Raw genomic sequence first — 21,134 nt, 5'->3', positions numbered from 1 at the left:
GTTACCGGGTCAGGTACGCATTCACCCGTGGGCCCACGACTTCCAAGGCCTGCGGCGTAATGAGTTGATTGTGGCCGAAATCCACTCGGCGTTCCTCGATTTCACCGCCGATATACGGAATCCAGGTAGCGACATTGGGTTCCGCCGGACCTCCGGCTGCCGTGAAGAAGAGGAGATCGCCGTCGAAGACCTCGGGGCGATGGTCGGCGATCTGGCGCACCAGGTGTCCGAGGTCGCTGTAGAGGTGTTCGAGGTCTACGGCGGTCAAGGTGCTCGCGGCGCCGGTGACCGAGCACAGTAGCTCGACGGCTCGCGCGGCGGTCAATTCACTTTCCCCCACCGGTATTTCGACACCGCCGAATTCGGCGAGCAGCAGTTCGGGAGTGGGAATCTGATCGTCGGTGAAGTCGATGTCGGCGCGCGCGTCCAGCATGACCAGTGCGGGGACCGGTTCGCGGCGACGGCGCAATTCGACGGCCACGGCGTGTGCGAGTGGGCCGCCTGCCGAGTAGCCGAGCAGGTGGTAGGGGCCGTGCGGTTGGACCTGTTGGATTTCGTCGGCGTAGCGGGTCGCGAGTTCGCGCACGGTGCGGTCGGGGTCGCCGCCATCGGTGACGCCCGGCGATTGGAGTCCATACACGGGGTGCGTCGCATCGATATGCCGCACCAATCCCGTATAGCCCCAGGCCAACCCGACCGCGGGGTGAATGCAGAACAGGGGCGGCTCGGCTCCGGTCGGGCGGATGGGCAGCAGGACGCGCAAGGCCGGGTCGACGCCGAATTCCTGTTCACCGTCGGTGATTCGGCGGGCGAGCGCGGCGGGGGTGGGTTCGATGAACATCCATTGCAGCGGGACGGGGCTGCCGGTGCGTTCTCGGATCCGTTCGGCCAATTGGACCGCGGCCATGGAGTTACCGCCGAGGTCGAAGAAGTTGTCGTCCACGCCGATTCGGGGGTGGTCGAGCACGGTTTCGAAGGCGGAGGCGACCGCGCGTTCGAGGTCGGTGCGTGGGGCGCGGTAGGCACGGCGTGGAGCGGGCTCGACATGGCCACGCACCTTCGGTCTATCGGCGGGCGTGGTGGGCGCCGTCCAGTCCGTGAGCGCCGCGATGGTGGAATCCGGTGCGGCGGTGGCGGCGTCGAGGTAGCGAATGAAGCTGTCCGCCATGGCCTGTGCGGTGGCGCGGTCGAAGAGGTCGCTGGCGAAGATGAGGGAACCGGTAATTCCCGCTGGTTCCCCACCGGAATCGAACTGTTCGGCCAGCATCCATTCCAGGTCGAACTTGGCGCCGGGAGCGGCGGTCTTCAGGGGGCGGATCGCCATACCGGGCAACCTGGTTGGCTCCAGCGGCAGATTCTGGAAGGCCAGCAGCACCTGGAACAGCGGGTGGTGCGAGGTGTCGCGGGTGGGGGCGAGGGCGTCCACCAGCTTTTCGAACGGCAGGTCGAGATTGCCGTAGGCGGCGAGATCGGCTTGGCGGGTGGCGGCGAGGGTGGCGGCGACTGTCGCGGCCGGGTCGAGGTGTGAGCGCAGCACCACGGTGTTGACGAACATGCCGACGAGATCGTCGAGTTCGTCGTCACCGCGGCCCGCCACCACCGACCCGATGGCGATATCGGTGCTGCCGGAGCGCCGGGCCAGCAGGATCGCGAGGGCGGTGTGCGCCACCATGAATGGGCTGGCCCCGTGCGCTCGCGCCAGCACCTGCACGCGGTCGTGCACCGCGGCGGGGATGGTGAAGGAAACGCTGTCGCCAATGCCCGAGGGAAGCGGTGGGCGCGGGCGATCGGTGGGCAGTGCGTGCAGCTCCGGCAGGCCGTCGAGGGTAGTGCGCCAGAATTGCAGCTGCTGGTGCGCGAGACTGTCCGGATTATCGCAGGAGCCGAGGAGTTCACGTTGCCACAGGGCGTAGTCGGCGTATTGCAGCGGGAGCGGCGTCCACTGCGGTGGACTACCGGCCGCGCGGGAAGCGAACGCAACCATCACATCTCGTGCGAGCGGTGTCATGGACCAGCCGTCGGCGGCAATGTGATGTACCGCCATGGCCAGCACGGTGCGCTGCGGAGCTATGTGCAATAGCCCGATGCGCAGGGGTGTTTCGCGGGTCAGGTCGAAGCCGCGCGACAGTTCCGCAGTGAGAACCGTGCCGATCTCCTCGGGCCGGACATCGCGCTCGATGATCGGTGTCGCTCCCGCGACCGCGGGCAGGATGTGCTGATAGGGCAATCCGTCGGGGCCGGTCGGGTAGACCGTCCGCAACGTTTCGTGTCTGGCGACAACATCGTCGACGGCGGCACGGAGGGCCGGAATATCGAGTGCCCCTTCGATCTCGAAGGCTCCCGGAATGTTGTAGGCGGGTGAGCCCGGGTCGTAGCGGTTGAGGAACCACATGCGCTGCTGTGCCGCCGACAGTGGAATGCGGTCCGGGCGCGGGCGCGGGCCGGGACGCGGACGGTCGGTAGCCGCACCGGAGGTAATGAGTTCGGCCAGATCCGCCACTGTCGGTGCGTCGAACAGCGCTCGCACCGGGACGGTGGTGCCCAGGGCCGCTCCGAGGCGGGCGACTACGCGGGTGCCGATGAGGGAATTGCCGCCGAGGGCGAAGAAGTCGTCGTCCAGCCAGACCCGGTCGATCTCGAGGACTTCGGCGAAGGCGGCGGCCACCGCCTGTTCGGCAGGTGTTTCCGGAGTGCGATGCACGGTGACGGCGGATTCCGGAGCGGGCAGTGCGGCGAGATCCAACTTGCCGTTGGCGGTGTGCGGCAGGGTGTTCAGCACCACGATGGCCGACGGCACCATGTAGGACGGGAGTCGTCGCGCGATGGACTTCCGCAGGCGCAGCGGATCCAGCGGCCGGCCCTCCGACGCGCGCCCGTCCGATACATGCCCATCCGACGCCCGGCCCTCCGGTGCCCCGCCGTCGGATGCCCCGCCGTCGGACACCGCGCCCGCGGGCTCCGAGGTTGCGGCCGGGACGACGTAGGCGACGAGCATGTCCCCGCCGCGACTGTCGTCACGAATGACGGCGACCGCGCGCGCGACCGCAGGATCGGCCGTGAGGGCGGATTCCACCTCACCGAGTTCTATGCGCAGCCCACGCAGCTTTACCTGATTGTCGGTGCGTCCCAGATACTCCAGGTCCACGCCACGGCAGCGCACCAGATCGCCGGTGCGGTACATGCGCTGCCCGGGCGGGCCGTACGGATCGGCCACAAAACGGGCGGCAGTGAGATCCCCGCGTCCGAAATAGCCTCGGGCTAGGGCGATTCCGGCCAGATACAGTTCACCGACCACCCCGTCGGGGACGGGGAGAAGTCGTTCGTCGAGGACCAGGGCACGCACACCGGGTGCGGGCGAGCCGATGGTTATGGGGTCGCCGGGCCGCAGCGCCGCGCTACCGGTGGCCCACACTGTGCTCTCGGTCGGCCCATAGTCGTTGAAGTGCAGCCGATTCGGCGCGGCCCAGGCGGCAACCAGGTCGGGTGGGCAGGGTTCGCCGCCGGTAATGACCATGCGCACATCATCGAGCCCGGCAGGATCCACCGTGCTCAGCGCCGACGGCGTGAGCGCGATGTGCGACACCCGCTCTCGGGCGAGGAGATCCGCGAGTTCTCGACCGGCGAATACCGTCGGCGGAGCCACCACCAGACAGCTTGCCGCGCTCACCGCCATCACCAGTTCCAGCACAGAGGCATCGAAACTCGGCGAGGCGACGTGCAGCACTCGGGACTCAGCGGTAAGACCGTCCCGATCACGCTGCGCCACCGCAAGATTCGCCAACCCAGTGTGGGTGACTACGACGCCCTTGGGTGCACCTGTGGAGCCGGAGGTGAACATGACGTAGGCCGGATTCTCCGGGCGCGCCTGCCGCCCGGCCGAGGTGGACCGAACGGATCGACCCTGCACGCTCGACTCATGCGGCGGAGCCGAAGGCGGGCGTTGCGGTACCGCGTCGTCCAGGGTCCACCAGTGCACGCTGTCGGGCAGGCGATCTCGCTGCGCGTGCACGGTGAGGCCGAGCTCTACGCCGGATACCTCGGCAATGTGAGCTATGCGATTCGGCGGATATGCCGGGTCCACGGGGACGAAGGCGGCACCGGTGCGGGTGATCGCCCATACTGCCAGCACCGATTCGATGGAGCGTGGGATACCCACGGCTACCAGGGTTTCCGGCCCGGCTCCGGCGTGGATCAATTGCCGCGCCAGCAGTTCCGCGCGAGTGTCGAGGTCACGGTATGTGAGTCGGCGATCACCGCACACCACCGCGACCCGCTCCGGCGCGGCGGCGACCGCATCGGCCATGAGGTCGGCCAGTAGGCGCGGTGCGGCGACGGGGCGGGCGGGTTCACCCGGGCGGGTGCGCTCGGCCTCGGTGCGCAGGTCGATATCGCCCACCGGTCGGGTCTGGTCGGTGGTCACGGCGGTGAGCAGGCCCACCAGGCGGCGCAGCAGGAGCCGCATGGTGTCGGCGTCGAACAGATCGGTGGCGAAGGCGCAGCGTAGTTCTATACCGTCGGCGTCGCCTGAGACGGTGAGGCTCAGGTCGAATCGACTGGTGGTCTGAGGCAGTTCCAGGGGTGCGACGGTGAGGGCGGGGAGGGTGAATTCCGGGTGCGTCAGGTTCTGGAATACCAGCATGGCCTGCACGATGGGATGCCGGGCCGCCGAGCGTGCGGGCGCGAGTTCCTCGACGAGACGCTCGAATGGTAGGTCGGCGTGTGCGAAGGCATCCAGGTCGGTGCGACGCACTCGGTCGAGTAGATCGCCGAACCCCTCGGCGGCCCGAATATCGGTGCGCAACACCAGCGTATTGACGAACATGCCGACGAGGTCATCGAGTTCGGCCGCACCGCGTCCGGCGATCGGCGTACCGACCACCACATCCCCGCTGCCGCTCAGACGAGCCAACAGCACTGCCAGCGCGGCGTGCAGCACCATGAACGGCGTCGCCCGATGCGTACGCGCACACCGGTCGATGGCGGCCACCAACTCACCCTCGATCCGGTCGGACACCTCCGCCGCCCGATGCGAGGCATGGGCCGGTCGCGGCCGATCGGTCGGCAGATCCAATTGGTCCGGCGTATCGGCGAGGGTCCGCACCCAGTACCGAAGCTGCTGCGCCGAAACCGAATCGGAGTCATCGGCATTCCCGAGCCGAGCCTGCTGCCACAGCGCATAGTCCGCGTACTGCACCGGCAACGGCTCCCACTCCGGAGCACCACCAACCACCCGCGCCGCATAGGCGGTGGCCACATCCCGCACCAGCGGAGCCATGGAGAAGCCGTCGAGGGCGATATGGTGCGCGACGACCACGAGCACGTATTCATCAGCGGCACAGCTATTTCCGCCCTGACCGGCGGTAGAGGCATCGGTCGCAGCTCCGCCCGAGTACGTCGTCTCGACCCCGTCATTCACCGCGCCCTCGTGGAAGCCGCCACCACCCACCGCGTCCGGGTGCGAAGCCTCCGCCGCGGCGTCCGTGTGGAGACCCTCCACCACCGCGTGAGCGTGGGCGCCGCCGCGATCCACCACATCCGCATGAGAACCCCCCGCCACCGCGCCCGCGTAGGAACCCTCCACCCCGTCCGTGTGGAAACCCTCCACCGCCCCGTAAGCGTGGGCGCCGCCGCGATCCACCACGTCCCCGCGCGGACCCCCACCATCCGCTACGCCCGTGCCGAAACCGCTACCATCCACCGCCTCAGCCCGCGACGCGCGCTCGCCCGCGGCGATTCGGAACAGTCGCAGTCGCAGCGGAACCGCCGTCGTGACATCGAATGCGGTGCCGACCACTCGGCCCACAGCCTCCGCTACCCGGTCCGGGGTCACCGGGATGGGATCCAGGTCGAGGGGTACCGAATCGGCCGGGAGGACGCGTTGGACGCCCGTGCCGTCGATCTCGGGGTAGACGGTGCGCAGCGATTCGTGCCGCTCGAGTACGTCGTAGCAGGCGGCGCGGAGGGCGTGCGGGTCGAGGTGGCCGGAGAGGTGTAGGGCCGTCGGAATGTTGTAGGCCGGGGAGGTCGGGTCGTAGCGGTTGACGAACCACATGCGCTGCTGGGCGGGCGAGAGCGGTATCCGGTCGGGGCGCGCGGCGCGGACCAGCGGTGGACGGGATGCGGTGATCGCGGCGGCGTCCAGGCGTTGCGCCAGGTCGGCCACCATGGGGGCGTCGAACAGGGTGCGCACGGGGACCGTGGTGTGCAGGGCGGCACTCAGGCGGGCCGCCGCCCGGGCCGCGCTGAGGGAATCGCCACCGAGGGTGAAGAAGTCGTGGCGGGCACCGACCCGGTCGGCGTGCAGGACCTCGGCGAATACGTCGGCGATCACGATCTCGAGACCGGTGGGCACCACATAGTCGGCCTGGAGGGTCTCCGGTTCGGGCAGGGCACGCAGGTCGATCTTCCCGGTTCGAGTGCGCGGCAGATCGACCAGCAGGCTGATACTCGACGGGATCAAATAGCGCGGTAGCCGAGCCGACAACCATCCGGTCAACTCCGTAATAGCGAGTCGCGCACCGGCTTTCGCGGTCACATACGAGGAGAGCGCGATTGTGCCCGCGCGATTGCGGCGCGCCACCGTCACCGCCAGCTCGACCCCCGGATGCCGCACCAGCACGGCGTCGACTTCGCCCGGCTCCACCCGGATTCCACGCACCTTCACCTGGGAATCGCTGCGGCCCAGGTACTCCAGTATTTCGGGGGCCGTGCGCCGCACCAGGTCGCCGGTGCGGTACATCCGCCGTCCCACCGCGAAGGGGTCGGCGACGAAGCAACTCGCGGAAAGCGCTGTGCGCCCGGCGTATCCGCGCGCCAGGCCGGGTCCCCGAATGTAGAGCTCACCCATGGCTCCCACCGGCACCGGACGCAGCCAGCGATCCAATACCAGCAGGGCCGCACCCGCCACGGGTGCACCGAGCACCGTGGCCGTATCCGGTGTCATCGGATCGCCGAAGGTCGCCGCCACGGTGGTCTCCGCCGGGCCGTAGGAGTTCACCAGTATCCGGTCGGCACCCAGTCGCGTAATCACGGTCGGCGGGCAGGTTTCCCCACCGATCACCGCCGCTTCCACCCCACGCAGCTGTTCGGCCCGCAATGTCGCCAAAACGCTCGGGGTACAGACGATGTGGGTCGGCGCACCCACCTCGATCGCGGTAGCCAACTCAGTACCGGCATTGGCTTCCGGCGGCGCTATGACGAGCGTCGCGCCGGAGGCGAAGGCCCCCAACCACACCAGAATCGACGCATCGAAGCTCGGGTTCACACAGTGCAGCACGCGCGCATCCCGACCGAGCCGTCCCCGGAAGACCACGGCCGCCGCAAGATTCGCCAACCCGGCGTGGGTTACCACCACGCCCTTCGGAGTTCCGGTGGAACCGGAAGTGAACACCACATACGCCGCGTGCTCGGAACGCAGCGGTGCGAGCCGGTCGGCATCGGCCACCGGAGCACCGGACATCGCAGCCACCTCGGACACCCTCTGCGGAGAATCGAGCCGCAGCCACGACACCGATTCCGGAAGCTCCGAACTCACATACTCGGCGCTGACCCCCAGAGTCGCACCACATTCGGCGGCAATAGCGGCGAGCCGCGCGGCCGGTTGCGCGGTATCGACCGGAACAAACGCGGCCCCCGCCTTGGCGATCGCCCAGAGCGCCACCATGTAGTCCACCGACCGTGGCAGCGCCAGCAGCACTGCCCGCTCCGGCCCGGCCCCGTCCCGAATCAACCTCCGCGCCAAACGGTTTGACACCTCGTCGAGCTCGGCATAACTCAGGATGGCCGGGAGGGCGCTGGTCGACTCGGCAGCACGATGTCGCACCGACGGCGCGCCGGTGACAGCCTCGACAGCCCATTCATCCGTCCTACCGGCGATGAACTCCGCGGTGTCACGCCGCGACGCTTGCCCACCGTCCTTGATCTCGGCGATGCCACCCTGCGCGCCCCCCGCACCGGTCACGGACTCCGCAACCCCACCCCGAGTCTCTGTCTCATCAGCCGGAGACTCGGTTATGGCACGCCGCGGCTCAGCCCCACCGGCATCGACCTCGGCCGTGCCGCGCTGTGCCCCCGCCGCACTGGACACGAACCCGGAAACCCCATGCTCGGCCTCCGCCACATCGGCCGGTCCTCGCCGTGGCACCGACGCCCCACCCTCAGGCTTGACAGCCCCGGCCACGAACTGAGAAGCGCCATACCGCTTCCCAGCCCCACCGGCCATGGTCACCGCAACCGCATGACGTCGCCCCGCAGCGGTGAGCAGGTCCGGCAGGAGGCGGGGCCGGCGGCCGGCGGGGCCGAACCAGCCTGCGCTGGTGGTATCGGGTTCGACGCCGCGCACTTCGGCAATGCGCGGATTCGTATCGCCCGCGAGCGTGGTCAGGATGCGCGCCAGGCGGTCGGTCATCGATTCTGCCTGTGCCGCATCGAAATACCGTGGCGAGCGGCTGAGTACGAGACGTAGGCCGTCGCCCGCGTAGGCGGCGAGCGCCAGCGGATAGTGGGTGCCGTCGTAGCCGCGCACGCCGGTGACCCGCAGGCGCGCCCGCTGGGTCGCGGCGCTGAGGGCTTCCGCGTCGACCGGGTAGGACTCGTAGACGGTCGCGGTATCGAACAGCGGTCCGAGGCCCGCGAGCGCCTGGATCTCGTCCAGGCCGAGAATATGGTGTTCGGCGAGGGCGCTCTGCTCGGCCTGTACGCGGGTGATCAGGTCGGTGGCGGATTCGGCCGGGTCCAGGGTGATTCGAATCGGGACGGTATTGACCAGCATGCCGATCATGCGGTCCGCATCCGGTAGTTCGGGCGGACGGCCGGATACGGTGGCGCCGAAGACGATATCGGTGTCGCCGGTCAATTCGGCCAGCAGCAGCGCCCACGCCACCTGCACCATGGTGTTGACGGTGACCTCGCGGGTGGCGGCCACGTGTCGCAGCCGTTCGGCGAGCCCGTCAGGTAGTGCCACCTCGTGTGCGACGGCGGCAGCGGCCGCATCGGCGCGCGGTGCGCCCGGCGCGGCCAGGGTCGGGCCGTCCAGTCCGGCGAGTGCCGCCGACCAGGCCGCGCGGGCGGGGTCGAGATCGCGGCGCGACAGCCATTCCAGATAGTGGCGCGGCGGGACCGGATCGGCGAATCCGGCTTCCTGCCCACCGGTTTCGTACAGGGCGACCAGTTCACCGAACAGCAATGGCATGGACCAGCCATCGAGAATCAAATGGTGGTTGGTGATGACGAGCCGGAAGCGATTCGGCGCCACCGCGATACAGGCGAACCGAATCAGCGGCGGATTGTCCACCGCGAACGGGGTACGCAGTTGTCCCGCAGCCATATCGTCGAGTTCGGCTTCGTTGGCCCCGTATGCCTCGAGGTAGTCGCACGACACGTCCGCCTCCGAAACAATCAGCTGTGCAGCGGTATCCGCGTTCTGTACGAATGCCGCCCGCAATGCCGAATGGCGGCGCACCAGGGCGGTGGCTGCCGCGGTCAGCCGGTCGACGTCCATCTCGGCTTCGACATCGATCACCGCCTGCACGGAGTAGCCGTCCAACCCACCGGGCGACAGCTGCGCCTGGAACAACAGGCCGCGCTGCAGCGGAGTGAGCGGCCACACCTCGGCGAGGCGACCGAAACGAGCCTCCCAGGCATCGATCTCGTCCTGCGTAACGGCCACCAAAGGCAGATCGCTGGGCGTGAATCCACCCGCATCCGGTGCGCTGAGCAGGTCCGCGATCTCGGAAACGGCCGAAACCCATTCCCGGGCAATCTCATCCACCGCGCCACCGTCGATGGCCGCGCTCGCGTACTGCCAGACCGCATGGAGCCGGGTTCCCCGCTCGGCCACCATGGCCGCGGCATCCACCGAAATCACGGCGGCGAGCGGCATACTCGGGTGGGCGTGACCACCCAGTCGATCCGCCATTCCCACCGGCATCCAGTCGGCCGCCACCGCCTCCCCCGGTATCTGCCCGAGATAGTTGAACCCGACCTGCGGCTCCGGCATATCCGCCAGCTCCGCCGCCCCACCCGGATACCGCAGCAGCCCGTACCCCACCCCGCCCGAGGGCACCGCCCGCAGCTGCTCCTTCACCGTCTTGACGACCGCCGCAGCGGATTCCACGGCCGGACCGATCCGCACCGGTACCTGCTGCGTGAACCATCCGACGGTCCGCGACAAATCGGCCCCGGGCACCACGCCCTCATCGCGACCATGCCGCTCCACGGTCACCACGGTGTCCGTATCGGGTAACCCATGACGAGAACGCCACCGGCCCAGGGCCAATACCAACCCGGCCAGCAGCACTTCCTCCACACCGCACCGGTAGACCTCGGCAGTGCGCTCCAACAGCACCGCAGTCACCGCCTCCGGTATTTCCACCTCGACCCGCCCAGCGGTCCCGTACGCATCCACCTCGGGATCGATCCGCCGCCACCCCAACACCGGATCGGCCGCCAAGGTCTCCCGCCAGTACGCCACATCCCCGAATCGCTCGCCGAAGTCCTCCGCCACATCGGCTGCCGACTGTGGTCGGCCCGAGAGCTCGCGCGGGTCGGGACCATCCGTACCCGAATCGCCTGCCGCAGAGTGCACAGCCGCGACGTCCCCGTCGGTCTGCCATGGCTGCGGGCTCACCGCGGCATCCGCGTCGACCGCCGGTGCCCGATCCGCGACGAGGCCGTGCAGTGCGTGCGACCACGTCCGCATCGACGTACTCACCTTGGGCAGCGTCGCGGTGTGGCCGGTGCAGGTCTGGGTCCAGGCGGCCATGAGATCCGGGAGCAGGATGCGCCAGGAAATCGCGTCGCAGGCGAGGTGGTGGACGGCCACGATCATACGTCCAGGTGTCGCGGGACCGGGGTCCAACCAGGTCAGGGCGAGCATGCGGCCGTCGAGCGGGGCGAGGCGGGCGACGGCGGCGGCCAGTTCGTGGTCGACGGATTCGTCGGGGCTCTCGCAGGCGATGCGGGTCAGTAGGGCTTCGGTGTCGACGACATGTGGTGGCGGAACCTCGAGTTGCGCGCCGTAGGGCGTGCGGATCACGCGGGCGCGCAGCATGTCGTGGCGGTCGAGGAGACCCCGCACGGTGCGAACCAGCGCCGCCTGTTCGATTCCGATGGGCAAACGCACCACCATCGATTGGGCGAACTGCTCCCAGCCGGGGCGGCCGAGCAGCCAGGCGGCAATGGGGGTGAGTGGCATCCGGCCGATGCCGCCGCCGGGCAGTTCCGGAAGTCTTCGCGGGCCAACGGACTCGCGCCGAGCAGCCAGGGCCAGGGCGGCGGGAGTGCGGTGTTCGAAGACGTCCCGCGCCGAGAACACCAGTCCGGCGGCACGGGCCCGCGACACCAGGCCGATGGCCATGATGGAGTCGCCGCCGAGTGCGAAGAAGGAGGAGTCCGGGCCCACCTGCGAGCTGCCGAGCACCTCGGTGAACAGGTCGCACAGCAACCGTTCCGCTTCGGTGCTGCCCTGGCGAACCGGTTGCGCGATAACAGGTTCCGGAAGGGCGGCCCGATCCACCTTGCCATTGCCGGTGAGCGGCAGTGCGCCCAGCACGGTCACGGTGGCGGGCACCATGTACGGCGGAAGCCGCCGAGCGGCGTGTTCGAGCAGTTCGGGCTCATCGATATGAGCCCCCGCCACCGGCACCACGTAGGCGGCCAGCGCCGTGGCCGCACCGACGGACCGCGCGACCGTCACCGCGATCTCCACCGTCGGATGAGTGCTCAGTACGGCGTCGATCTCACCGAGCTCGATACGCATCCCGCGGAGCTTCACCTGAAAGTCGCTGCGACCCACATACTCCAGCACCTTCGAGCCGGTCCACCGGACGAGATCTCCGGTGCGGTACATCCGACCACCGGACGCGGTGGCCACGAACCGCTGGGCGGTGAGCCCGGGCCGCCCGATATATCCGCGCGCCACACCCGGACCGGCTACATACAGCTCGCCGACCGCACCCACGGGCACCGGTCGCAGGAAGCGGTCGAGCACCAGCATCCCCGCCCCCGGGACCGGATCCCCGATTCCGGCCCGCACTCCGGGTAGCAACCCGCCGGTGTAGGTCACCGCCACCGTCGTCTCACTGGGTCCATACGAATTCAGCAGTCGCCGCCCGGGACCGAAGCGCGCCACCAGTTCCGGCGGACAAGGCTCCCCACCGGTGGACACCGCCCGCACGCCATCGAGCGCATCCGGTTCCAGCGTCGCCAGGACGGCGGGCGTCGAACATAGCTGGGTCACACCGTATTCGCGCACAATGCGCGCCATATCCGCACCGATGACCGGATCGGTATCGGTAACCACCAGCGTCGCCCCCGACGCGAACGCCTGTAGCCATTCGAGAGTGGCGGCATCGAAACTCGGGTTGAGGGACTGCAATACCCGCGATCCGGGTGCGACGTCATACGCGTCCACGATCGCCGCGGCCAATCCCGACAGCCCTCGATGGGTAACCACCACACCTTTCGGCACACCGGTGGATCCGGAGGTGAACACGATGTATGCCGGATTCTCCAGCCGCGCACCAGATCTGGAGGCCGACCCGGGCGCTGCGGTCAGCCGGGAATCCTCCGGCTCCGATAGAATCCGCTCCGGATAGTCCGGCGACACCGGATCTGCCGGCACCACCTGTTCGGTCCGATCCGGCCCCAACCGCTCCGGCTCGTCCGGCACGCGTCGCCTGCCCGGCTCCGAAACGATCCGATCCCGCACCGCCGCGGAATGCGCGTCGAGTTCCAGCCAGCGCACCGAATCCGGTAGTTCGGCAGCATTGCCCGCCACGGTGATCCCGATCCGCGCACCGCACTCCCCCGCGATCCGCGCGACCCGCTCGGCGGGCAGTGCCGTTCCGAGCGGCACGAATGCCGCGCCGGTCTCGGCCACCGCCCAGATCGCCGCGACCATCGCGACCGAGCGCGGCAATGCCAGCAGCACAGCCGATTCCGGACCCACGGCCACTCCGGCCTCGCGACCGGCATCGATCAGCGTGCATGCCAGTCGATCCGATACTGCGTCGAGTTCCCCGTAGGTGAGCTCTCCTTCCTCGGACACCACGGCCAGCCCATTACGTCCCGCGCGGTCGAGCCCAGCTCGCAAGATTTCCGGCAGCAGTCGAGGTGTCGGCGCTTCAGCCCCGAAGTCTCCGCCGACCACCGCAGCATCCTCGGCGGTCCGGTACGCCAACTCCGCCACCGGCGTCTCCGGTTCGGCCGCCAGCAATGAATCCAGCAGGGTCATGAATCGGCGGTGGTGTCGCCCGAGCGAATCCTCGTCGTAGAGGCGAGGATTCGCCGCGAAATCCACATGGATCGGCGCTGCGGCCCCGTGCTGATAGAAGTTGACGAACAGGTCCTCGATCGGCCCCGAGGTGACCACATTCAGACCCGCCTCGAGACCATCGAAATCGATCCCGCTCGGAAACAGCATGATATTGATGACCGGACCGACGAATCCGCGGCCGAATTCGGGCTGATCCTCGGCCCCGTCGCGCATATCCTCGTACCGGAATCGCTGATGCCGCAGGGCCCCCGACGCCGCCACCCGCAGCGCGTCCATCACATCGCCCACACAGCCGTCACGCGGCACCCGTACCCGCAGCGGCACCACATTGGCGATCATGCCGCCGGAGCGGCGCAGTAGCGCGGTGGTGCGGCCGGAGACCGGCAGATTCAGTACCACCTCGTCCATGGCGGTGAGCCGCGCGTAGTAGAGCGCGACGGCGGCCATCACCACGGTGGCGGAACTGGTTTCGAACCGGCGCGCGGCGCGGTCGAGACGCGCGGCGTTCTCCGGCTCCAGTTCAGTGCGCTGCTCGCGCGCCAGCGCGCAGGCCGGTGCGGTGGCCGCGACCAGCGAGCACCGCTCCGGCATCCCGGTGACTATCTCCCGCCAATACCGTTCATCGCTGCGATACCGGCTCGAATTCCGGTACGCCACTTCGGCCTCGTGCACCTCCAATAGCGAGGCGGCGGTCCCCGGCGGTGGCGATTCGCCGCGCACCCTCGCGTTGTAGAGTTCCGCGACCCGGTACAGCATGGTGACCGAACCGAACCCGTCGAGCAGAATGTGGTGCATCCGCGAGTACCACAGGTGATGGTCCACACCGACCCGAATCACCACCGACACCCCGGCCCGATCGCCGAGCAGATCGACGGGTTCGGCGATATCGGCGCGCATCCAATCCAGCGCCGCCGCAATCGGATCCGGTCGTCCGGAGAAGTCGAGGAACCCCACGACCGCTTCGAGATTCGGATCGACGACCTGGTACGGCCGACCCTCGATTTCCACGAGTCGTAGGATGCCGGAACCGAATTCACGCGCCGCGATCACCGCGGCGCGGCGCAGCGCCGCGGTATCCAGCGGCCCGCGCATCTCGATGTACTGGGCCTCCGATAGCGGCACACTCGGATCCAGTTGCTGCGCATACCACATGCCTGCCTGCGCGGGTGAGAGCGGAAAGACGGTGGCGGTGGCCTCCGCCGCGAGTTCGCGGGTCATGACCGATCACCGGCCGGGTGACGAGCAGTCGGAATCCTCCGGCTGCACCTGGTAGGCGGGCACGGTCTCGGCGCGAGTGGTCAAGCGCCGCACCACCACTGCTCGCACATGCGCCGGAATCATCGGCGCGAACTTGCGGACATAGGCGTCCATCCATTCCGGTTTATCGACCAGGAAGGGAAAGTCTGTCGTCATCATCGTCCGGACCACCAGCATGGGTAGCGGAGCGTCCAATGGCCGGAAGTTCTTGTTCCACAATCCCGGTTGATCACAACCCGGATAGAATTGCCCCAGCATGAAACCGCGTTCCACGAAACTGCTCTTGAATTCCGCATGCATATCGTCGATCAATGAATAGTCATCGAGTTTCGGGAAGATCGTTATCAACGCGCGCAGTACCGAACTGGAACTACCGTTCCCCGTAGGTAGTTCGGGGTACTTCTCGAGTGCGTCCTCGATAACGGCGCGTACCCACCGGCGGTGCGGATGGGCATCCGGGACCTGGCCCAGCCAGAGGAGATCCCGTCGCATGGAGGGTCGGACGTACGGACAGACCGGCCCGTCTCGACCCAAATCAGCACAGGGCTGGGTCAAATACCGATCCGCCCAGGATCTGAATACCGCCGCCGTCGACCGCGCAACGGGGCAGCCGGATGGTCCGTTGTCCCCCAATGAGACCCATTGCAGGCCCGAACGTGGCCCGACTACTCGCTCGCTCATGACTCACCTCAGGCAGATAGAGCTACAGCACCTGACGCCGATCCCCATACACATAAATAGTGCGAGGGTCATGGGTTGTTAACACGAGTAGCCGGATACTCGAAATTCTGCTATGCCCCGAATTCCTGGGGCATTAAGCAAAAAGAAAGACCGGTCAATATTGACCGGTCTTTCCCGATGATCTTTTTCAGGCACCCAGCAGGCGCGTGGCCAGGTAGTTCTCTACCTGATCCAAGCTGATTCGCTCCTGCGCCATGGAGTCCCGCTCGCGGACGGTCACCGCCTGATCCTCCAGGGTGTCGAAATCGACGGTGATACAGAACGGCGTACCGATCTCGTCCTGGCGACGGTAGCGCCGGCCGATCGCGCCCGCGTCGTCGAACTCCACGTTCCAGTTCTTCCGCAGTTGCGTCGCGAGATCTTTCGCTTTGGGCGAGAGATCGGCATTGCGCGACAGCGGCAGCACCGCCGCCTTGGTCGGCGCGAGGCGACGATCCAGGCGCAGTACGGTGCGATCCTCCAGGGTGCCCTTGGCGGTGGGGACCTGCTCCACGTGGTACGCGTCGACCAGGAACGCCATGAGCGAGCGGGTCAGACCGGCCGCGGGTTCGATGACATACGGGATGTACTTCTCACCGGAGGTCTGATCGCGGTAACTGAGATCGGTGCCCGAATGCTCGGAGTGGGTCTTCAGGTCGAAATCGGTGCGGTTCGCGACACCCTCCAACTCACCCCACTCGCTGCCCTGGAAACAGAAGCGGTACTCGATATCGACCGTGCGGGTCGAGTAGTGCGAGAGCTTCTCCTTCGGGTGCTCGTAGAGCCGCAGGTTCTCCGGATCGATACCCAGATCCGTGTACCAGGCCATGCGGGTGTCGATCCAGTACTGGTGCCACTGTTCGTCCTCGCCCGGCTTGACGAAGAACTCCATCTCCATCTGCTCGAACTCACGGGTGCGGAAGATGAAGTTGCCCGGCGTGATCTCGTTGCGGAAGCTCTTGCCCATCTGGGCGATACCGAACGGCGGCTTCTTGCGCGCGGTGGTCTCGACGTTCTTGTAATTGACGAAGATGCCCTGGGCGGTTTCCGGCCGCAGGTAGTGCATGCCCTCTTCGGACTCGATCGGGCCCAGGTAGGTCTTCAGCATCATGTTGAAGTCACGCGGCTCGGTCCACTTGCCGACAGTGCCGCAGTCGGGGCAGCCGATGAGCTCCATGGCGACGGTGTCCGGGTCGTCGATCTTGTTCTTCGCGGCGTAGGCCTCCTGCAGGTGATCCTGCCGGTGCCGCTTATGGCAGTTCAGGCATTCCACCAGCGGGTCATTGAACACGGCGACGTGCCCCGAGGCCACCCACACCTGACGCGGCAGGATGATCGACGAATCGAGGCCGACCACATCCTCGCGGCTGGTGACCATGGACCGCCACCACTGTCGCTTGATGTTCTCCTTGAGTTCGACTCCGAGCGGGCCGTAATCCCACGCCGACTTGGTGCCGCCGTAGATCTCGCCCGCCGGGTACACGAGACCCCGACGCTTCGCGAGGTTGGCGACGGTGTCCACCTTCGACTTGGGTGCCACTCGAGAATTCTCCATCCGGTCCGGAAGATTGCAAGGGATTCACTCCAGCCTATCGGTACCGGACAACCATGTTTTCACCCACTCGGCCGTTGCCGAATCCAAGGTTTGTGGGGCCTCCTCAGCGCGCCTATTTGACATGCATACCTATGCATACCGCATAATGGCAGCGGTTTCCAATAAGGAGTTGGTTCGATGACCGCCGACAGCGGTGCCCCGACGCGGCGCTCCCGCATCGATACAGAGGCCCCGACCGCGATACCGCACGACCCGTACCCGTATCGGTCGCCCGCGCCGATACCCGTACCGCCACGCGGCATTCTCGACAACGCCGGGGAACTGCTGCGCGCACTGGCCGCGCCCGTGCGCATCGCCATCGTGCTGCAATTACGCGAGTCGCCGCGCTGCGTGCACGAACTGGTCGACACGCTGGGTGTGACCCAACCCCTGATCAGCCAGCACCTGCGGATCCTCAAATCCGCGGGTGTGGTGCGCGGCGAGCGAACCGGGCGAGAAGTGATCTATGAACTGGTGGACGAACATTTGGCACATATCGTGGTCGATGCCGTCGCACACGCCGAGGAGGGGTGACCGTGACGGAGAAGACGAGCGATACCAAGACCGTCGGGGTGCGCAGCACCCGTCAGCGCAGCGCCATCTCGGCCCTGCTCGCCGATATCGACGAATTCCGCTCCGCCCAGGAACTCCATGACGAATTGCGTCGCCGCGGCGAGGGAATCGGACTGACCACCGTCTACCGGACATTGCAGTCACTCGCGGATGCCGGACTGGTGGATGTGCTGCGCACCGATACCGGTGAGTCGGTGTACCGGCAGTGCTCCAAGGGACACCATCATCACCTGGTCTGCCGCCACTGCGGCCGGACCGTCGAGGTGGAGGGGCCGACCGTGGAGGCGTGGGCCGAATCCATTGCCGCAGAGCACGGATTCAGCGATATCAGCCACACCGTGGAGGTGTTCGGCACCTGTAAGCCGTGCTCCAACGGGAAGCGCTGACCTACGCGCGCTCGTGCCCCGCACAGTTCCGCGCGGGGCACGAATGGGAACGGTCGACTCAGGCCGTGACCGGGATCGGGGCGCCGGCGGGGGCCGAGGCAGCGCCGCGGGTGCGCACCGCACCGACTCCGAGGAGAGCGAGAGCCGCAGCGGCCCAGACCAATAGGACCGTCAGCGGGGCGGCGGCCCCGGCTCCGCCGAAGTAGGCGACCGAGCGGATCAGGGTGGCGGCGGCCCCCGGCGGGAGCAGTTGGCCGATGGCGCCCCACGGCTGCGGGAGCAGCTCGGGGGCCGAAGTCGCCGCGGAGAACGGATTTCCGATCAGCAGCATGGTGAGGGCGGCGAGTCCGATACCCGCACGACCGACCACCGTCGCCAGCCCGACCACGGTTCCGGCCACCGCGAAGGAGACGAGCCCGGCGATGGCGGCCAGCGTGAGGTAGTTACCGGGGATGATGGACAGCCAGCCCTGGACGATGCCCATGCTGAGCAGTCCGCCGACGACGGCGAAGGCGAGCAGGCCGGCGACGCGGGCGCCGACCGTGGGGACCAGCAGCGACAGCAGTACACCGGCGGCGATTCCGGACATCACCAGCGGCAGCACCATGGCGCCGAACCCCGCACCGCGCGGATCATCCGGGTCGGCGGCGACCACATCCTCGACGGGTGCGGCGGCCACACCGGACAGTTGCTGAGCGACGGCCGTGAGCTGCTGTGCCACAGCGGGACTCGCGGCGGAGGCGATGAGTACGCGGGGCTGCCCGCCGGTCACGATGGCCCCGTAGGCATCTCGATTGTCGATGGCCTTGCGAGCGGCGGATTCGTCTGCGACGGTGGTGATTTCGAAGGCGTCGGGGTCATGCTCGGCCAGCCTGTCGGCCACCATGGCGGCCTGCGGTCCGGTGACGACGACGGGTAGATCCCGGGGGCCGATATTGACGGCGGGCCACGCGAAGGCGATCAGCATGACGGCCTGGATGAGAGCAGCGGCGGCACCGAGGGCGAGGGCGCGCTGGAGGGTGTTCATCAGGAGGCTCCCACTAAATCGGAGGTTCGTTCTCTTTGATGGGACAAGGCTGACACCGGGTTGTCAGCTTGTCAAGAACGGATATTCGTTTTAGTTTGGATCTATGCCCAGAGTCAGCGAAGAACACCTGGAACGCCGCAGGCAGCAGATCCTCGACGCCGCCCAACAGTGCTTCGCCCGCAAGGGACTGCACGCCGCCACCATGCAGGACGTATTCGCCGAGGCCGGACTGTCGGCAGGAGCGGTCTATCGCTACTTCAAGAGCAAAGGCGACATCATCGCCGCGCTGACCACCGAGGCCACCAGCGGACTCCGCAGCGCCCTCACCGAAGCCGTGCGTAAAGAGCCCTTGCCGACTCCCCCGGAACTGATGCGCACCGTCGGCGGCATAGTGACCGAACTCGCCGTACCCGGCGGGCCGGTCCGCCTCATCCCGCAGGCGTGGGCCCTCGCCCTCACCGACCCCAATATCGCCGACTACGTACGCACCAATATCGGCGGTATCCGCCGCCTCTGGATCGAATACGCCATCCGTATGCGCGATGTCGGCTGGCTACCCCCGGACGCCGATGTCGAGGTCGTGGCCAAAACCCTGATGGGACTCCTACCCGGCTTCATCCTCCAGCACCTGATCCTGGGTGACACCAGCCCGGACGATCTCGCCGAGGGGATAGCGCTATTGCTGCCGAACTATCAGCATGTGGACGAAATCGCCCACAGCTGAAGCTAGCCAGGCAGTCACCACCCCGCCATCCAGCGAAGGACAACCCACGTCATCCCGGCGGAGAACAACCCACGTCATCCCGGCGTGCTTTTGGCCGGGATCCACGCCATGTCGTTGCCGTACACCGTGTGGATTCCGGCCAAAAGCATGCCGGAATGACGAGGGGCGAATGCTCACACAGCGCGTGACCAAGCGGCGGATGCCCTGCGCAGCGAGCGCCCTGCGCGGCGAATCCCCTACGGCAGCAAACCCTGTCGAGCCCGGCCCGCGCCCGACAGCACCAGCAGCAGCATGGTCGCGAGCGCTTCGTCCTCCAGACCCGCGGCCGGGAAGGTGTAGCGCATGATCACATCGGCCTGTTTGTCGTGGCCGATCACGGTGATGGAGCCGAACTGGAGTTCGGCATTGCGTTCGGCGACACGCTTGTGCAGTTGCGGTTTCTGCGGGCGGTCCCAGGCCAGGACGCAGGTCAGGGTGAGGACGTCGAGGCCGGGGGCGAGGTTCACGGCGCGCAGGGAGCACAGTGCGCCGTCGTATTCGAAGCCCAGGCCAGAGTCTTCGACCCGGACGGGCACCTCGTAGCGGGTCAGACAGGCGCCCGCGCGGGCCTGGAGTTCCTCGGTGGAGGTCTGATCGCTCATTTCACGGCCCCGAATCGGCGGTCGCGCTTGGCGTATTCCAGGCAGGCATCCCAGAGGTTGCGGCGGTCGAAGTCCGGAAAAAGTGTTTCCTGGAACACGAATTCGGCGTACGCGGACTGCCACATGAGGAAGTTCGAGGTGCGGAACTCACCCGAGGGCCGCAGGAACAGGTCCACATCCGGCATATCCGGCTCGTCCAGGTACCGGGCGACGGTCTCCTCGGACACCTTTTCCGGATCGATCTCCCCCGCCTTCACCCGCCGCGCGATTTCCCGTGCGGCGTCGGCGATCTCGGCACGGCCGCCATAGTTCACGCACATGGTCAGGTTCATCACCGTATTGTCCTGCGTAAGCTCTTCCGCGATCTCCAATTCCTTGATCACGCTGCGCCACAACCGCGGTCGCCGCCCCGCCCAGCGCACCCGCACCCCCATCTCGTGCATCTCATCGCGCCTGCGCCGAATCACATCGCGGTTGAATCCCATGAGGAACCGCACCTCATCCGGGCTGCGCCGCCAGTTCTCCGTGGAGAACGCGTACGCCGACAACCACTTCACACCGATCTCGATGCAGCCCTCGACGGTGTCCATGAGCACGGCCTCCCCGCGCTCATGCCCCGCGGTCCGCGGCAACCCTTGCTCCTGCGCCCACCGACCATTGCCATCCATCACCAGTGCCACATGCTGGGGCACAAATTCCAGGGGGATATTCGGCGGTGTCGCGCCCGAGGGGTGCGGCGACGGCGGACGCACCGTACGGGTGCCGGTGGCTGCGGACTGCTTGCGGTTCCCGATCACGGACACCATCCTGCCCGACGGCATCGGGTGGCCGAGAATCACCACGGGGTTCGCGCACAGTCCACACAAACCCAACACATCCGACAACGTGGACCCGGCTACCGCATCGTCGTCGGTTCGCGCGGCAACTCGGAAGCGA

9 protein-coding genes are annotated in these 21,134 nt (G+C 67.5%); 3 read left to right on the top strand and 6 right to left on the bottom strand.

Annotated features, from left to right (window positions below; genetic code table 11):
- Window position 1 precedes the first annotated feature (1 nt).
- The 3 genes from NU1_RS20840 to NU1_RS20830 form a co-directional block, all read right to left on the bottom strand.
- Window positions 2-14,494: a non-ribosomal peptide synthetase gene (locus tag NU1_RS20840; RefSeq protein WP_067523466.1), complete on the bottom strand. Its 14,493-nt coding sequence runs from the start codon at window positions 14,492-14,494 to the stop codon at window positions 2-4.
- Between the two features lie 6 nt (window positions 14,495-14,500).
- Complete coding sequence (locus NU1_RS20835; RefSeq protein ID WP_371859821.1) at window positions 14,501-15,214, bottom strand: DUF6875 domain-containing protein; 714 nt, start codon at window positions 15,212-15,214, stop codon at window positions 14,501-14,503.
- A 187-nt stretch (window positions 15,215-15,401) separates the two neighbouring features.
- Window positions 15,402-16,793 (bottom strand): glycine--tRNA ligase, encoded by a 1,392-nt coding sequence (locus NU1_RS20830; protein ID WP_067523464.1) that lies wholly within the window; start codon window positions 16,791-16,793, stop codon window positions 15,402-15,404.
- 192 nt (window positions 16,794-16,985) lie between these two features.
- Between NU1_RS20830 and NU1_RS20825 the strand changes: the two genes are divergently transcribed.
- Together NU1_RS20825 and NU1_RS20820 are read left to right on the top strand one after the other, a co-directional pair.
- Window positions 16,986-17,381, top strand: a complete 396-nt coding sequence (locus NU1_RS20825) for an ArsR/SmtB family transcription factor (RefSeq protein ID WP_084521651.1) — start codon at window positions 16,986-16,988, stop codon at window positions 17,379-17,381.
- A gap of 2 nt (window positions 17,382-17,383) precedes the next feature.
- Window positions 17,384-17,806 (top strand): Fur family transcriptional regulator, encoded by a 423-nt coding sequence (locus NU1_RS20820; RefSeq protein ID WP_067523565.1) that lies wholly within the window; start codon window positions 17,384-17,386, stop codon window positions 17,804-17,806.
- A gap of 58 nt (window positions 17,807-17,864) precedes the next feature.
- On the opposite strand, the gene NU1_RS20815 is transcribed toward NU1_RS20820, so the two are convergent.
- Window positions 17,865-18,833, bottom strand: a complete 969-nt coding sequence (locus NU1_RS20815) for an ABC transporter permease (protein WP_067523463.1) — start codon at window positions 18,831-18,833, stop codon at window positions 17,865-17,867.
- 103 nt (window positions 18,834-18,936) lie between these two features.
- Here NU1_RS20815 and NU1_RS20810 point away from each other — a divergent pair, with 103 nt between their 5' ends.
- Entirely contained in the window at window positions 18,937-19,557 is a 621-nt protein-coding gene (locus NU1_RS20810; RefSeq protein ID WP_067523462.1) for a TetR/AcrR family transcriptional regulator, read from the top strand.
- 236 nt (window positions 19,558-19,793) lie between these two features.
- On the opposite strand, the gene NU1_RS20805 is transcribed toward NU1_RS20810, so the two are convergent.
- Window positions 19,794-20,198, bottom strand: a complete 405-nt coding sequence (locus NU1_RS20805) for a YbjN domain-containing protein (protein WP_067523461.1) — start codon at window positions 20,196-20,198, stop codon at window positions 19,794-19,796.
- On the bottom strand, window positions 20,195-21,004 hold the full coding sequence (locus tag NU1_RS20800) for an isoprenyl transferase (RefSeq protein WP_067523563.1): 810 nt from the start codon (window positions 21,002-21,004) through the stop codon (window positions 20,195-20,197). The genes NU1_RS20805 and NU1_RS20800 overlap by 4 nt, the downstream gene beginning before the upstream one ends.
- Window positions 21,005-21,134 lie beyond the last annotated feature (130 nt).

The organism is Nocardia uniformis NBRC 13702 (genome assembly GCF_001613345.1).
GTDB classification, from domain to species: Bacteria; Actinomycetota; Actinomycetes; order Mycobacteriales; family Mycobacteriaceae; genus Nocardia; species Nocardia uniformis.
The sequence above is the reverse complement of the archived record's forward strand: the minus strand, read 5'-3'. Positions and strand labels throughout refer to the sequence as shown.

Excerpts from the sequence above, each read along its gene's own strand:
- NU1_RS20840 (WP_067523466.1), bottom strand. The coding sequence starts at position 14,494 with ATGACCCGCGAACTCGCGGCGGAGGCCACCGCCACCGTCTTTCCGCTC.
- NU1_RS20835 (WP_371859821.1), bottom strand. The coding sequence starts at position 15,214 with ATGAGCGAGCGAGTAGTCGGGCCACGTTCGGGCCTGCAATGGGTCTCA.
- NU1_RS20825 (WP_084521651.1), top strand. The coding sequence starts at position 16,986 with ATGACCGCCGACAGCGGTGCCCCGACGCGGCGCTCCCGCATCGATACA.
- NU1_RS20815 (WP_067523463.1), bottom strand. The coding sequence starts at position 18,833 with ATGAACACCCTCCAGCGCGCCCTCGCCCTCGGTGCCGCCGCTGCTCTC.
- NU1_RS20810 (WP_067523462.1), top strand. The coding sequence starts at position 18,937 with ATGCCCAGAGTCAGCGAAGAACACCTGGAACGCCGCAGGCAGCAGATC.
- NU1_RS20805 (WP_067523461.1), bottom strand. The coding sequence starts at position 20,198 with ATGAGCGATCAGACCTCCACCGAGGAACTCCAGGCCCGCGCGGGCGCC.
- NU1_RS20800 (WP_067523563.1), bottom strand. The coding sequence starts at position 21,004 with ATGGTGTCCGTGATCGGGAACCGCAAGCAGTCCGCAGCCACCGGCACC.